The sequence below is a fragment of the Paenibacillus sp. JJ1722 genome, from assembly GCF_048282685.1.
Taxonomy (GTDB): domain Bacteria; phylum Bacillota; class Bacilli; order Paenibacillales; family Paenibacillaceae; genus Paenibacillus; species Paenibacillus polymyxa_B.
Genome location: NZ_CP182500.1, coordinates 4,569,136 through 4,584,513 on the forward strand (window position 1 = coordinate 4,569,136; position 15,378 = coordinate 4,584,513).

Annotated in this window: 12 protein-coding genes; 1 reads left to right on the forward strand and 11 read right to left on the reverse strand. The window is 46.7% G+C overall.

What is annotated here, in order from left to right; translation table 11 throughout:
- Positions 1 to 286: 286 nt before the first annotated feature.
- Positions 287 to 1,117 carry a PPK2 family polyphosphate kinase gene (locus tag ACM1ND_RS20220; protein ID WP_025723903.1) on the forward strand — a complete coding sequence of 277 codons (831 nt, stop codon included), beginning with the start codon at positions 287 to 289 and terminating at the stop codon, positions 1,115 to 1,117.
- A 115-nt stretch (positions 1,118 to 1,232) separates the two neighbouring features.
- On the opposite strand, the gene crcB (ACM1ND_RS20225) is transcribed toward ACM1ND_RS20220, so the two are convergent.
- The 11 genes from crcB (ACM1ND_RS20225) to ACM1ND_RS20275 all read right to left on the reverse strand — a co-directional run bounded on the left by crcB (ACM1ND_RS20225) (position 1,233) and on the right by ACM1ND_RS20275 (position 15,239).
- Complete coding sequence (gene crcB / locus ACM1ND_RS20225) at positions 1,233 to 1,589, reverse strand: fluoride efflux transporter CrcB (RefSeq protein ID WP_075154632.1); 357 nt, start codon at positions 1,587 to 1,589, stop codon at positions 1,233 to 1,235.
- The gene (gene crcB / locus ACM1ND_RS20230; RefSeq protein WP_075154633.1) at positions 1,586 to 1,987 is read right to left on the reverse strand and encodes a fluoride efflux transporter CrcB; all 402 of its coding nucleotides are present in this window, start codon (positions 1,985 to 1,987) and stop codon (positions 1,586 to 1,588) included. The genes crcB (ACM1ND_RS20225) and crcB (ACM1ND_RS20230) overlap by 4 nt, the downstream gene beginning before the upstream one ends.
- Positions 1,988 to 2,072: 85 nt before the next feature.
- The gene (locus tag ACM1ND_RS20235; protein WP_023989915.1) at positions 2,073 to 3,383 is read right to left on the reverse strand and encodes a replication-associated recombination protein A; all 1,311 of its coding nucleotides are present in this window, start codon (positions 3,381 to 3,383) and stop codon (positions 2,073 to 2,075) included.
- A gap of 360 nt (positions 3,384 to 3,743) precedes the next feature.
- Positions 3,744 to 5,885 (reverse strand): HelD family protein, encoded by a 2,142-nt coding sequence (locus tag ACM1ND_RS20240; RefSeq protein WP_418026517.1) that lies wholly within the window; start codon positions 5,883 to 5,885, stop codon positions 3,744 to 3,746.
- Positions 5,886 to 6,123: 238 nt separating this feature from the next.
- Positions 6,124 to 7,941 (reverse strand): ABC transporter ATP-binding protein, encoded by a 1,818-nt coding sequence (locus tag ACM1ND_RS20245; RefSeq protein WP_023989917.1) that lies wholly within the window; start codon positions 7,939 to 7,941, stop codon positions 6,124 to 6,126.
- Positions 7,942 to 8,038: 97 nt separating this feature from the next.
- The gene (locus ACM1ND_RS20250) at positions 8,039 to 9,337 is read right to left on the reverse strand and encodes an NCS2 family permease (protein WP_075154635.1); all 1,299 of its coding nucleotides are present in this window, start codon (positions 9,335 to 9,337) and stop codon (positions 8,039 to 8,041) included.
- Positions 9,338 to 9,511: 174 nt separating this feature from the next.
- A complete protein-coding gene (locus tag ACM1ND_RS20255) occupies positions 9,512 to 10,261 on the reverse strand; it encodes a tRNA threonylcarbamoyladenosine dehydratase (protein ID WP_013311554.1) in 750 nt (249 codons plus the stop codon).
- A 142-nt stretch (positions 10,262 to 10,403) separates the two neighbouring features.
- On the reverse strand, positions 10,404 to 12,182 hold the full coding sequence (aspS, locus tag ACM1ND_RS20260; protein ID WP_068941969.1) for an aspartate--tRNA ligase: 1,779 nt from the start codon (positions 12,180 to 12,182) through the stop codon (positions 10,404 to 10,406).
- Between the two features lie 84 nt (positions 12,183 to 12,266).
- The gene (hisS, locus tag ACM1ND_RS20265; RefSeq protein ID WP_418026518.1) at positions 12,267 to 13,511 is read right to left on the reverse strand and encodes a histidine--tRNA ligase; all 1,245 of its coding nucleotides are present in this window, start codon (positions 13,509 to 13,511) and stop codon (positions 12,267 to 12,269) included.
- Between the two features lie 688 nt (positions 13,512 to 14,199).
- Positions 14,200 to 14,670: a hypothetical protein gene (locus ACM1ND_RS20270; RefSeq protein WP_028542430.1), complete on the reverse strand. Its 471-nt coding sequence runs from the start codon at positions 14,668 to 14,670 to the stop codon at positions 14,200 to 14,202.
- 62 nt (positions 14,671 to 14,732) lie between these two features.
- Positions 14,733 to 15,239 carry a type 1 glutamine amidotransferase domain-containing protein gene (locus tag ACM1ND_RS20275; RefSeq protein WP_013311559.1) on the reverse strand — a complete coding sequence of 169 codons (507 nt, stop codon included), beginning with the start codon at positions 15,237 to 15,239 and terminating at the stop codon, positions 14,733 to 14,735.
- Positions 15,240 to 15,378 lie beyond the last annotated feature (139 nt).

Genomic DNA, 15,378 nt, shown 5'->3' on the forward strand with positions numbered 1-15,378 from the left:
AATCTGCTCTTTATGATGTCTGTCATGCTGGACAAACATTCCTTGCAAAAAATTTTCCATGGTGTATGCACGTCCCTTTTTTAATCCATTGGTATGCTTCCCATTTAAAATAGGAACCGTCATATTTAAATAAGATCGCTACAATGGACTTCTAACTTCTTCCCTATGTAATCCTTTTCGAATTAACTTGAAAGACCATTAATACATAAGGAACTTTTGATAACATCCTCATTTGGGTATATGATGTAGACAAGATCATACTTCAATTGAAAAGGAGCGTGCCTTTATGTCTGATTCATTAGGAATGCTGACACCGGGTAAAAAAGTTTCTTTGAAAGAATGGGACCCCAAGGATACGAAGAATATCAAAAATAAAGAAGAAATCCGACAGGAAACAGATCAATTGAAGGAACGCTTCACGGAATTACAAAGCAAATTATTTACAGAGAAAAAACAATCCGTTTTGTTTGTATTTCAGGGTATGGATTGCAGCGGCAAAGATGGCGTCATCAAACAGGTATTTTCCAACCTTAACCCTGCGGGGGTGACTGTCCACAGCTTTAAATCACCTACGGCTGAGGAATTAAGTCATGATTTCTTGTGGCGTGCTCATAGCGTTACCCCAGGACGTGGATATATTGCAGCATTTAACCGTTCTTATTACGAGGATGTGCTGATTACACGTGTTCACGGACAGATATCCGATAAGCAGGCCAAACGGAATATTAAGCATATCAAGCATTTTGAACAGTTGTTGCTGGATAATGGTGTAAAGGTGGTTAAAATCTTTTTACATATTTCAAAGCAATTTCAGTTAGAAAAGCTGATCGACCGAATTGAAAAGCCTCACAAAAACTGGAAACTCGATCCAAGTGACTTGCAGGAACGAAAATTTTGGAAGCAATATACCCAGTATTATGAGGATGTATTAGAGCTAAGCGCAACCAAACAAGCTCCTTGGTATGTCGTTCCTTCAGACAACCGTTGGTATAGGGATTATACTGTGCTACGGATTGCCGTCCAAACGCTGGAGGAAATGAAGTTGTCTGATCCTGATCCAAGACCTGAACTTGAATCCCTTTTACCTGAATTGTACAAAGAACGAGATAAAAAATAGCTGTATAGGTACAGCACTAAGCTTCCGAAACCTTATCACGGCTGAAAATGCCTTGAGTACGGGATTGGAAGCTTTTTATTGCATTTTTACGTGTTATTTCGAAAATGTATAAAGCTTAACTGACTCTGTACCCGATAGCCGCAGCTACAACTCCTACCACGACAGAGGACAGTACATACATAGCCATGCGTCGGTATTCTTTACGCTCCATCAGTTGAAGAGATTCATAGCCAAATGTGGAAAAGGTGGTGTAGCCGCCACAAAAACCTGTTCCTAGCAGCATCCAGAGTGCAGGAGACAAATGGTTTTGCGTAAACTCGCCATAGAGCCAGCCTAGCAGCAATGAACCGCTGACGTTAATGATCCACGTCCCCCACGGAAATGCGGTACCAAACCTCTTTCCGGCCCACATGCCAAGCCCGTATCTCGCCAGTGTACCCACGATACCGCCTGCCGCTGCCCACCAGATCATAAGCGTTCCTCCTTGGGAGCAGCCTGCGTCATTTTTGAACCTAGGCGGATACCTATCCATGTCAAAAACAGCCCTCCGCCTACGCTAAGCAGCAGGTACAACACAGCCGTCAGCATACGATCGTGAACCGTGAGGCGGACAGCATCCACTGCAAAGGTGGAAAAGGTGGTAAAGCCCCCTGTAAAGCCTGTTCCGATGGCAAGTCGCAATCGCGGCTTGATCCGCCATGATCGCAAGGTTACCGTAAAGAACCAACCCAGAAACAGGCAGCCGATCCAATTGATTAGCAGCACACCAAGTGGAAAATCCGCACCCGCCGCAGGCAGCAGCGATTGCAGACCATAACGGGTAGAGGTTCCAAGCGCTCCGCCCGCAGCAACGAATAGCACGTCTTTCATCTTTTTATCCCCTTCTTCGCTCTTGCACGATCATGGTGTAACGTGACGATATCGTACACACTCTGTATATGAAGTCGCACATATATTAAGACTGTGAATCCCGCCACCGCTGGTTTTGCCTGATTTTGGACTCATTCCCCTGCTCAGTAGCCTGATAGAAGGTTTGGTCTGCTATCGAATCGGGCAAATATTGCTGCTTCACATAATGATTCGGATAATTATGTGGATATTGATAGCCAACATGACCGAGCTTTTCCGAGCCTTTGTAGTGTGCGTCACGCAAATGGAGTGGCACCTCGGCCGATTTGATATCGTCCATAGCCGACATGGCCCGTGAAATCGCTGTATATACGGCATTCGATTTGGGGCTTTCCACGGCAAACAAAATGGCCTGTGCAATGTTCAGTTTGGCCTCGGGCCAGCCGTTATTGCGATAAGCTTCAAGCGCACTCACCGCTTGCACCATTGCCTGCGGGTTCGCCAGGCCAATGTCCTCACTGCTCGCCGCGATGAGGCGGCGGATAAAGGTCATCGGGTCCATGCCGAGCTTTTCTACGGCATACAGGAACCAGAACAGCGCGGCGTCGCTAGAGCCGCGAATGCTTTTGTGAAAGGCCGACAGCACGTCATACTGCGTGGATTCATCTGCTTTGACAATCGGGCGGCGAATGGATTCCTCTGCGACTTCCAGTGTCACGTGAATCGTGCCGTCTGCCAGCGGAGGCGTCGTGAGCGCCGCCAGTTCCAGCGCGTTCAAAGCGCGGCGGATATCGCCGTTCGCCATGGACGCAATGTGAGCCAGTGCAGCTTCATCGACCTGAAGCTGCATGTAGCCGAGCCCTTTGTCCGCATCACTCAAGGCGCGGCGCATAGCAGCCAGCGAATGCTCCTGCGTTAGCGCTTCAAGCTGGAACAGCGTAGAACGGCTCATTAAAGCGCCGTTGACGTAGTGAAAGGGATTTTCAGTCGTGGCGCCAATAAACACGATCGTGCCCTTTTCCACCGCAGGCAACAGTGCATCCTGACGTGAACTGTTAAAACGATGTACCTCGTCGAGAAACAAAATGGTTTTTTTGCCATACATCGATTTATTCGTCTGTGCACGGTCAATGACTTCTCTTACGTCTTTCACAGATGCTTCTACAGCATTCAGACGTACAAAATCGCCTTGCGTGTGTTGCGAGATAATATGTGCCAACGTCGTTTTGCCGCACCCCGGTGGTCCGTACAACAAAATAGAAGAGACCTGATCTGCCTCTATAGCTCTTCGCAGCAGCTTACCCGGACCCACAACATGCTCCTGTCCAATATATTCATCCAGCGAAGTCGGACGCAAGCGATCCGCAAGCAACCGATTGCTTGGCGTTGACTCTTGGGAATATGAAAATAAGTCCATTTCATTCACTTCCTTATGGTTTATGAACGAACACTTTCTCTTTTTCTTCGAAAACCTACTATATTATGTTCGCTCATACGGTTAAAAATCATGAAAATTCAAGTCATCTATAATCCTGATACAGTGTAAACCGCCTCTTATTCTACCATATCCGTTAACAAGTTGCAGATAGCATGGTCACGGCACAGCTGTAGATCTCCAAGTCAGTCGCCCACAAAAAAAGAAAGAACAGCCTTAGACGAAAGATGAATTTCGTGGCTGTTCTTCGACTGACATGACTTCCTAATTTCCATCACTAAGATAAACAGTAAACAAAAAGGAATACAACAACTCAGGCGATGCTTTACAACGCTTTTCTGTTTACTCCGTCTGTGCCTGTACGTAACTAGGAAGTGAGCCATCATGCAATAGCCACAGCTCATGCAGCGCACGGGTACATCCTACATACAGCAGCTTGGCATCCCATGCCCGTTCTCCATAATGCTCATGGTCGGCATCCGCCACAATAACTGCATCGAACTCCAGACCTTTGGATAGGTACACAGGCAGTACCGACAATCCGCCTTCATATTGCTTTTTACCACCGTCAATCAAATTCACATCCAACCCCGCGCTTGTGAAAACCTCATGTAGCTCCACAGCCTCTTTTAAGGTACGGGTCAGCACAGAAACAGTACGATACTCCTTGGAGGACAGCTCTTTTAGAGCGGTGAGCAAACTCTGCTCACGCACCGATGAGTCGTAAGACATCGTACGCACCGGATCGCCACTACGAAATACCGGAACTGCCGTAATACCGCCGCGAACTCCCTGCTCCAAAATCGTGTTTGCAAATTCTATAATTTCCAAGGTTGATCTATAGCTCCGCGTAAGTGCAAAATACCCTGTATGTTCCGGCGCAAAAAGAGAACTCATTTCCTCCCACGCATGTACGCCACGGTATTCATGAATGCCCTGCGATAAATCGCCCAGTATAGTGAAGGAATGCCCTTTCACGAACAAATCCAGCAATGCGATATGAAAAGGTGAAAAATCCTGCGCTTCATCAATGACCACATGGTCAAAACGTTGAGATGACTCTACCTCATGAATCAGCACGTGAAGATACACTAACGCAGTCAGATCTTCTTCACGGATAATCTGTTTTCGCAGGTCCGACTGTGTGGTCTTAAAAATAGCAGTCGGCAGAGAAGCCTTCATCTCCGCAGCCGTATCTGCGGGTAACCCTTTAGCTGCCTGAAAAAGCTGCTTATAGAGCGTCAGTGCGTCATATTGTGGCCATTTTTTAGCATATGCCTTTTCCCGTGTCCCTGCCTTTTTCTTGCGTTCCTTGAGCGCTGCCGCCGAAGGCGACTTTTTCAGTTCCATTTCAATCCAGCGGTGCACTCTTGCCAGCACACGCTCCTTCCGCTTCGCGAGCGGATAAGGCTTATATTCCTCATTAAACCAATTCAAAATCTCAGCTTGTGGCAGCACCGCTCCATCCCATGGTGAAAAATCCCCCTCGGGCACGGAGATGGGCTCCAGTCGTTCAACAAAAGCTTGAAGCAACTCCATAAAGTGAACCGAGCCCTTGAATCTTCCCGGCGCCTCATCCATGGATTCCTTTCTCAGACTGCCACTCTCAAACCAATAAGATAATGTTTCGGCAGGATCAGCCAAAGGTAAATCCAAACCCAATAAGTCCAGTGCCCAGTCTGCAAATGTACTTTGCTGAATATTCCCGACCCCCAGCTCTGGAAGTACATCTGAAATATAGTCAAGGAACATATGGTTTGGTGCGAAAATTACCATTTTGTCCGCTGATACCTGATCCTTGTATTGATACAGCAAAAATGCGAGACGATGCAGCGCTACCGTCGTCTTGCCACTACCCGCTACCCCCTGAATAACGAGGGCTGTATTTTTGGCCGCGCGGATGATCTTATCCTGCTCCGCCTGAATGGTAGACACGATATCCCGTAAACGGTTATCCTTGTTTTCTCCCAAACGATAAACGAGAAACTCATCAGAAACGGCAGGCTCGTCGCTTTCACGATTATATGTATCGGCTACCCGTTCCAGGATTTTTTTGCGAATGACAACATTACGCTTCAGATAGACCAAGCCCTCAATGGTTCCCTCAGGAGCTTCGTAAGACGCGGTTTCTTCACCACCTGTAAACGAATAAAACAAGCTGGCAATCGGTGCACGCCAATCAATCACCAGCGGATACGCTGACGTTTCTTCACGCTCCACTCCAATTTTACCGATATAAAGTGGCTTCCGCTGCCCTCTGCCACGCTCGTCAAAATCCATACGACCAAAATAAGGCTCCTGTGAGCTTTTGGCCAAAGCCTGACGTTTTTCCTCCCGTGCCGATTCCAGCACTTGCTCCGTAAAATCATGCCCGGTGTACACCGGCGTATTGCGAAGCCGTTCCAATCTCCGATCAATTTCCTCCATAGCAAGCGACAGCCTATGCTGTTCTTCTTGATAGGCACTTTGAAACTCATTCTCCATTTCAGTTACCTCCTAAGAATATCAAGTCTCGATTTCTGCATCGCATTCACTTGCTCCGACACAAAAAAAGGAAAGTAAGCGTAACACATTTAACCATAAAAATCCAACCTTATTTCCTAATACGCCTTTTTCCCTATTCTTTTACAAAAGTATGAAGCCTTGCGGCACCAGTGGAGCGTGTGATTTGAATCCGAAGAAGCGGAGCGATCGGAGGATCAAATCACACGCGAAGCGGCCTCTAATACTCCATACTTCTTTCCCCCATCTCCACAAACTGCTTTTGAGCCAGCTCACGGTACACCTGATGGGACTCTAATAACTCAGTATGAGTTCCTGCACCGGTCACCTTGCCCTTGTCCAACACGATAATCTGATCGGAGTGAACCACTGTAGACAAACGATGAGCAATGACAATCGTCGTGCGTCCTTCCATCAAGTTCGCTAGGGCCTTCTGTACCTCATGCTCAGATGAGCTGTCCAGACTAGATGTAGCCTCATCCAGCATGAGAATGTCAGGGCTACGAAGAAGCGCACGCGCAATAGCGATCCGTTGACGCTGCCCTCCAGACAGCTTCATTCCCCGTTCTCCCACCTCAGTGTTGTAGCCTTGAGGTAGATCCATAATAAATGTATCCGCATACGCCATCGTGGCTGCTCGTCTCACTTCTTCCAAGTCAGCTTCGCGCCCCAAGCCATATGTAATGTTATCTCTGACCGTTCCGGTCATCATTGAGCTTTCCTGCGATACATAACCAATTTTGGAGCGCCAGGAGGAAAGTGTATATGACGATATCGGTTCGTCTCCATAACGAATTTCCCCTGTATCCGGCACATAAAAGCGTTCCAACAATGAAAACAAGGTGGACTTCCCACTTCCACTCGGTCCCACGAATGCTGTCGTCCGGTTAGCCGGGATGACCAAGTTCGCATTATGAAGGACCTCTTCACCTTCAGTATAGGAAAAGGCAACATCACGAAGTATAATATCTCTGCTCTCTTTTGCCGCTTCCTGCTTCAACTCGAGCGGTTCCTCTTCATGATCTAAAATCGTCTGAATCCGTTCAGTAGCCCCAACCACCTTTTGTAGTCGTGAATACAGGGTCGTGAATTGTGCCATCGGTGTGATCACCTGAAACAGCAGCAAAATAAAAGCCACCAAATCCCCAGCGGTCAGCACACCCGATGCGACACGAACACCACCAACACCCAATATAATGACCAGCACTGCAGTCAACAAGAAGGTAGAAATGGGACCTACAAGGGCTAGGATGCGTGACTCTTGCAAACCGAAGCGGAACATCCGGTAAATACGATCCTCACCGGCCTGAGCCTCTCTGCTTTCGGTTCCGTAGGCCTTCACCAGTCTGATTTCGCCGATAACCTGACTCAACACTGAGGTCAGATCTGCCATCTCATCCTGCTGTTTTTTGGAGATACGGTACATTTTTCTGCCTACAGGAAATAAAATCAGGGCTGTTAGCGGAACAATAGCCATAATAATGAGCGTCATCACCCAATCCAGATAAAATAACAATGCAATACCACCAATAATTGCAATCACATTAGAAATCAGATTGACTAGATACTCCGTAATTAAGTTCATAATCAGGCTTGTATCATTGGTGACACGACTCATCGTATCTCCTGATCGATTTCGATCAAAGTAAGGGATAGGTAGAGATAAGATTTTATGCCATAAGCGTTTGCGCAAATTAGCCACAATCTTATGCCCAGCATAGTTCAACATATAGATAGAAACCGCCGAAGCCACCGCTTGAAGCACAAAAGCGCCAAGCAGACCAACAATGACCATACGGTTTAATGAAGAAAAGGTCAAGCCATCAATCAACCCTTTGGTCATCATGGGTACGATTAAACCAGCAGTGGTCTGAATCAGCGTCAGAATCAGGGCGATGATCAGAATGGCCTTGGGCGGATGCGCACTCGCAATCAATTTGATAAACCGCCCCATGCCAGCCTTATCGGGTCTTTTACCCGGCTTTTCCTTCATCCGGTCCTCCTGCTCATCTCGGTGTATATGATGTTCTTTTTCCATATACCATCAACCTCGCTTCCTGTCTGACCATTCTTGTTCAAACAACAACACCCGCGCTCTGCGCGGGTATGAACAGTACAATCTATCTTCGAGTTTACTACACCAGAGAATGAAGCACAAAGTTAGCCACAAATAGTACAGAAATGATATATAATGCGACAGGCACTTCCTTGCCCCGTCCTGCTGCCAGCTTGGCTACGGGGTATGCAATAAAACCAAATGCCATCCCGTCTACAATACTGTAAGTAAAGGGCATCATCACCATGATCAGAAATGCAGGAAACGCTTCAGTAAAATCACTGAAATCCATCTCTCGCACATTTTGCACCATTAGACCCCCAATGATGATCAACACGGGCGCAATGGCACTGTCAGGAATATAAGCCAACAGTGGAATAAAGAAAAACGTCGCCCCGAATAAAATAGCAGTTACCAGCGGTGTCATTCCCGAGCGTCCCCCCGCTGCAATACCAGCCGTCGATTCCGCAGCGGCTACCGCCGGACTGCTGCCCAAAATACCGGCAAAGATATTGGTTACAGCCAACACACGCAAGCTGTTTTTAAATAAATCCGGTCTTCCGATCATGTTGGTTTGTGCAGTAATCATACCAATATTCTCGAATAGTACAATGAGTAGGAGCAAAAAGACAGCGATCCAAAAAGCTACCGAGACAATGCCTGAAAAGGAAAGCTCTCCAAACAATTGCCCATACTGTCGCACCGTTTCAGAGGTTCGTACCGTGCTTGTAGGCTCTACAGCTCCCAGTAAATAAGCAAGCCCAGTTCCAGCCAAAATGCTAATTAGTAAACCTCCCTGAACGTTACGCACAAACAATACAATAGCGAGCAGCAACGTTACACAAGCCGTAATTACCTTGGGATCATTAAAATGGCCAATAGCCACAAAAGTCGTCTGATGAGCAATCACGATGCCGCTTTTTTGCAATCCGATAAAGGTTAAAAACAAACCAATGCCTACCGTAATTCCGTGCTGCAAATTATGGGGAATCGCTTGGCTAATCAGCTTGTACAATGATGTAAAGGCCACAATGGCGAATAAGATCCCTGTGATGGCAACCACCATCAACGCTTCCTGCCAACTCAGCTTCATAGAATGTACGAGCGTATAAGTGAAAAAGGCATTAATCCCCATACCTGGTACAACGACCATTGGAGATTTCCCACCAAAAGCCATAAGCAGGCAGCCAATCATTGATGTCAGCAGTGTCCCGAGCATCGCCCCTTGGAGAGGAATCCCGGCATCTGCCAAAATAGTTGCATTAACCATAACAATGTATACAACGGAAAAATAAGAAATGGCCCCAGCGGCTAATTCCTTTTTCCAATGATGCTCGGGCTTGAAACCGAGACTTCTGGACCACAGTCCATCCTTCATACCAAAACCCTCCAGCAAGTTGTTCAATCTGTTTGCAGTAAGCTGCGCTTTTTCAAAACAAAAAAGAGCTGTAGCAACTGTGACACAAAGGATGTGATGCACAGAACTACAGGTCTTAAAGTGAATACATACTGATGTAAATCTACGAATGAACTGCCATGCTATTTTTGCAACTTACACACCAGCATGTTCTAACAAATCCTTCACGGCTACACTAACCATGATCAGTCCTGCTACCGGAGGTACAAATGCATTGCTTGCAGGCGGCTGCTTCGCCTTCCGGATTTCAGGTGCGTTTGCAGGTACAATTTTTTTTGTAATTTCTTCACGTGGCTTCATTGGTTCTTCATCGGAGAATACAACCTTGACGCCTTTGGTAATACCTTCCTTGCGCAACTTGGTGCGGATGACACGGGCAATCGGGTCCATTCTCGTCTGGGAAATATCTGCAACTTGAAAACGACTCGGATCCATTTTGTTCGCAGCCCCCATACTGGAGATCATCGGAATCCCCCGTTTCAGGCATTCCTTAATCAAATGAATTTTGTAAATAATCGTATCCGAAGCATCCAGCACATAATCCAGTTCGTACTTGAACAGCTCCTCATATGTTTCTTCCGTATAAAACATGTTCAGTGCAATCGCTTCACATTCAGGATTAATCAGCTTCACACGCTCTACCATCAGATCAGCCTTTTTTTGGCCTACCGTCGTTGTCAACGCATGTATCTGGCGATTAATATTGGTGATATCTACAACATCTTTATCAATCAAAATGATACGTCCAACACCCGTGCGCGCCAGCGCTTCCACTGCAATCGAACCGACACCGCCGATACCCAGCACGGCCACCGTGCTATTTTTCATAACCTCTAGACCTTCAGTTCCGATGGCCAATTCCGTTCGTGAAAATTGATGCAACAATATGGTATATCCTCCCTCACTGATTTAAACTCTATGCCTGAACTCCAGCATACAAACCACGAACCCATTATCCATATGAGGGTAACGGGTTCATGGCATTCTATAAGCTATCTCATGCCAATGGATGGCACTTGCAAACGTCTTAAGCTTTAGGAGCAACAGGCTTCGGAGCAATACGGATATGAAGCTGTTCCAATTGAGCTTGATCTACTTCGGCTGGTGCATCCATAAGCAGGTCTGTCGCACTAGCTGTTTTCGGGAATGCAATCGTTTCACGCAGGTTTGTACGACCTGCAAGCAACATCACGAGGCGGTCAAAACCGAAGGCAATACCACCATGTGGAGGCGTACCATATTCGAACGCATCCAACAGATAGCCGAATTTATCAGTAACTTCTTCCGGCGCCAGGTTGAGAGCTTTGAACATTTTCTCCTGAACATCACGTTTGTAAATCCGCATCGAGCCGCCGCCCACTTCGTAGCCGTTCAGTACGATATCATAGGCTTGAGCACGAACTTGACCTGGATCGGTATCCAAGAGGCCAAGGTCTTCGTCCTTCGGACGGGTGAACGGATGGTGTTCCGCCACATAACGTTTTTGTTCTTCGTCATAGCCGAGAAGCGGGAAGTCTACAACCCAGGCAAATTTGAATTTGTTATCGTCGATCAGTCCCAAATGACGGCCAATTTTCAGACGAAGTGCGCCCAATACATCAGCAACTACCTTTTTATTATCCGCAGAGAAGAGTAACAGATCGCCTTCTTCGGCTCCTGTGCGCTCCTTCAATGCTTCGATTTCTTCCGGTGTGAAGAATTTAACGATAGGCCCCTTGAATTCGCCTTCCTTCACTTGAATCCAAGCCAAGCCTTTAGCTCCATAGCGTGCAGCGTAAGGACCCAGGTCATCAATCTCCTTACGACTCCAAGTGCCACATCCTTTGGCATTGAGGACTTTTACTTCGCCACCCTTTTCAATTACGGAAGCGAATACTTTTACACCACTAGTTGCCACGATATCATTGACTTTAATCAACTCAAGGCCAAAACGCAGGTCCGGCTTGTCCGAGCCGTATTTGTCCATCGCATCAGCATGTGTAATCCGTTGGAACGGTGTTTCCAGTTCTACCCCAACGGTTTCTTTGAACAATTTCACCATAAGACGCTCCATCATTGGCAGCAAGTCATCCTGTTGCATGAAGGAGGTCTCGATGTCGACCTGCGTAAATTCAGGCTGACGGTCAGCACGCAAATCTTCATCACGGAAACAACGTGCAATTTGGTAGTAGCGCTCCAGGCCACTCACCATCAGCAATTGCTTGTACAGTTGTGGCGATTGCGGCAAGGCGAAAAACTCACCTTCATGCACCCGGCTAGGTACCAGATAATCACGTGCGCCCTCTGGGGAGCTTTTCGTCAAAATTGGTGTTTCCACCTCGACGAACTCTTCTCCGTCCAGGAAGTCACGGAATATTTTTGCTGCTTTGGAGCGCAGTTTCAACGTCTGGTACATTTCCGGACGACGCAGGTCCAAATAACGGTATTTCAAACGCAGAGACTCGTCCACTTCTACACCATTTTCAATGAAGAACGGAGGTGTTTTGGACGCATTCAATACTTCAATTTCAGTGACACGCACTTCAATTTCACCTGTTGGCAGGTTCGGGTTAATCGTTTCTGCATCACGCTTAACAATAGTACCGGTAACCTCAAGCACGTATTCACTACGAACACGATCCGCAATTTGCAGTGCGTCACCGGAATATGCCGGATTAAACACAATTTGTACAATTCCGCTACGGTCGCGCAGGTCAATAAAAAGTACGCCCCCCAAATCACGACGGGTTTGTACCCAACCGTTCAATGTAACTGTTTCTCCGATATGCGCATGAGTCAATGCGCCGCATTCATGACTCCTTTTCATAATACACACTCCTGTTTATGTTTAGTAGTTAATGCTATATGACAACCAGAGGAAGCTCCACCGATTGATGTTACACCATTTTCTTTAGCCTAATTCTTCCACCAGCTGATCCAGTTTAACGGTACGCTGCTCGCCAGTTTCCATGTTTTTCAGTGCGATTTCACCTTGAACCAGCTCATCCTCACCCAGAATCGCAGTATACCTTGCTTTAAAGCGATCGGCTGATTTCATCTGCGCCTTCATTTTACGTCCCAGATAATCTCGCTCCGCGGAAAATCCGGCTTGACGCAACTTGAATAGTTGTTTGGTCACTTCTGTTTCTGCTGCTTCTCCCAATGCTACCATATAGATATCTAACGGCTTGGCTTCGTTCAGTTTGACACCTTGATGTTCCAGGATCAGCTGAATTCGCTCCAGTCCAATGCCAAAACCAATGCCCGGCTGATCCGGTCCGCCCAAATCTCCAACCAATCCGTTGTAGCGGCCGCCTCCACCGATCGTATCTATGGCACCAATTCCTTCAGCTTTGAATTCGAACGCTGTCAACGTATAATAATCCAGCCCCCGTACCAAACGCGGGTTAACTGTATATTCCACGCCCATGGCATCCAAATTTTGCTTCACTTTCTCAAAGTGTGTGCGAGATTCCTCGTCCAAGCTATCCAAAATCGAAGGTGCACCTCCAAATTTGCCCTGGTCATCTTTGCTATCCAGCACTCGCAGCGGATTACGCTCAATGCGTGCTTGGCTCTCCTTGGTCAACGTATCCTTAATTGGCATCAAGAAGTCCACCAGATGCTGACGATAAGCTGCCCGGCTGGCTGCATTACCGACGGAGTTAATCTCCACCTGTACTCCTTTCAAGCCCAGCTCACGGCAGAATTGATACCCGAAAGCAATAACTTCTGCATCCAACGCCGGATCGACCGCACCAAATGCTTCAATTCCAAATTGGTGAAACTGACGCTGACGCCCAGCCTGTGGACGCTCATACCGGAACATCGGGCCGATATAATACAGCTTAGTTACATCCGGCTCCCCGTATAGTTTGTTCTCCACATAGGAGCGGACAACCCCTGCTGTTCCTTCCGGACGCAAAGTCATGCTGCGCTTCCCTTTATCCTCAAAAGTATACATTTCTTTTTCCACCACATCCGTCGTTTCACCCACACCTCGAACGAACAAATTCGTTTGTTCGAACATTGGCGTACGAATCTCTCGGTAATTAAAGCGGCGGCTAATCTCACGGGCTTTTTCCTCGACAACTTGCCACTTTTCTACACTGCCCGGCAGCAAATCCTGTGTTCCTGTCGGTTTTTGAAAGGCCATTAACGTATCCCCCCATCGTTGTATTTCGTATTGTGCACTTTCTTCTTGCTCCACTTTCAATATAAAACAAAAAATCCCTCGTCCTGTTAACATTAACAGGGACGAGGGATTGTCGTTTACAATCACCCGTGGTACCACCCACATTCCGGAGTTTGCCCAGACAACCAGCATAAGAATCACTCATTGCCCGTCAGCATTATGCTGACTCCGCTCATACGTATAACGCCCGTAACGCGCAGTACGGCTATTATGCAGGACCATCCACTGTAGGCACAGTTGCAATGCACTTTCAGTAGGGTTTCCTCAATTGTTCGCCGCCTGTTCTCGGGGAGGTCATTCATCCGCTCATCAAGGGAATTTTTACAGCCTGGAAATTCCTCTCTGCGCTTGTGGGTTCGGAGTACTTGGTCCCGTCATCAAATCATTTTTCATTATTTTATGATTTTAATGAACCGCTTCGACAAAGTCAAGACATTCTCCCTATAATCGGAAAAATAAGGCTTATAAAAAGAAAATAACCTGCGGAAACGGTCCGCAGGTTCAAAAAGATATATCAAAAGGGGGTCATGCTGTTATTATAAACAACGAATATTAAGGAATGATGTTTTGAATATTACAATTGTATTACAGTCACTCTTTTGCGGCTAAATCCCTCAAGTATCGACAATCTTGTGGCGCGCTCTCAGCTTTAATCCAACTGCGATACATATCCACGATTGGAACGTAGCTTATAAATGACCTCATCATAATCGGCGTCATTCACCTTTGCTGATAATACATACCGCAATTCATCTTGATCACCATTAATATACACATCTGTCGCACGGAGCAACCCTCCATCATGATTCGTTGTTCCGTTCCGATCTTCATCCAGATCCCTTTGGGCTGAGCCAGAGTTAATCTGGTCATCCTTCGCATCTGGTAGAATATTCTCGCCATAAGCACCCGCCGCAGGGATTGCCGCACCCGCAGAGCCTCCTGTGCTCACAGAGCCTGTATTGTTATAGGGGACCAGCGGAATTAAAACTCTCGTCTCCCGGCCGAGCGTATCACCCAAAGCACCTACTTCCAAATGTTCGGTTCTATAAGCTTGAAGCGAAGCTCTGGCACCCTCAGCTTCATCTTCTGTGCGAAAATAAGCCTGAATCTGTTTTGCCATATCAAATCCTCCTCGTTTGGGAATTGTACTGGCATTAATCTAAAGAAATATTCGCGTTTAGATTACAATACTTTTAATAACTCACGCACAAAGGCAGGCTCATCCTTAGGGGTCCGAGACGTAATAAAGTTACCATCCACAACCGCCTCTCGATCCTCAAAATGAGCACCCGCATTAATCAAGTCATCTTTCAATGGAGGATAAGCTGTAATCGTCCGGCCCTGTAACAAATCAGCACTCGCCAAAATTTGTGGTCCGTGACAGATAGCGCCTATCGTTTTTTTGGACTCATTAATTTCAGTCACAAATTTCAGAACATTTGCATCCAGTCGTAGATTTTCCGGGGAGGATCCGCCGGGAATAACAACTGCATCATAGTCACTTGATTTCACATCTGCAATGGCTTTTTCAATAGTGTAGCTTGCTTTACCTTGCTTACCGCTCACTTTCTCACCTTGCTTCAGCCCAACAATATCTGCCTCATGTCCAGCCTTTTTTAATTCATCATAAGGTACCTTCATTTCGGAATCTTCAAATTGGTCAGCCAATAAAAATGCAATTTTACTCATTAATGTTCAGATCTCCTTTCCGGTTATCCTCAAAACAAGTTTAAAATTAAGTTTGTTTGTCTATCACGCTTTGTTATTACCCGCTTGATCAGTTTTTATAACAATTCGCAGCGGTGGAAAAGAAAAAGGAGCCTTTCGG